The 436-nt window shown below is 59.9% G+C and carries 1 pseudogene; it reads left to right on the forward strand.

Going from position 1 to position 436, the window contains the following annotated elements:
- Positions 1 to 436, forward strand: a pseudogene (locus EOA60_RS38085) (peptidase M20); the annotation flags it as partial.

A 436-nucleotide genomic window follows, 5' to 3' on the forward strand; every position in this document is an offset into this window, starting at 1 on the left:
GTTCAGGAGATCTCGTACAGGCTCGTCGAATGGGCCAGTGAGACCGGCACGCCGGGCGAAGCCACCTTCGCGGTCAAGCTGGCTAGTCTGTTGCTCGAGATTCCATACTTCCGTGACCATCCGGAACACGTCCGACTGGTGGACAGCCACGGCGATCCGATTACGAAGAGCGTCGTCGCGGTGATTCGCGGACGAGGTCCCCGCACCCTTGTAATGGCTGGGCATTACGACGTTGTCTCCGTCGAAAATTATCGCGATCTCGCGCCTCTGGCTTTCAATCCAGATGAACTGCTCTCCGCCCTGCTGGAGGATCTTGAGGGCCGACCACTCAATGCCACCGAACACCGCGCGCTGCTCGATTTCCGCACGGGCGACTTTATGCCGGGAAGAGGGTTGCTTGACATGAAGAGCGGAATTGCCGCCGGAATCGCTGTGC

The sequence above is a fragment of the Mesorhizobium sp. M1A.F.Ca.IN.020.06.1.1 genome (genome assembly GCF_004023265.1).
GTDB lineage: Bacteria > Pseudomonadota > Alphaproteobacteria > Rhizobiales > Rhizobiaceae > Mesorhizobium.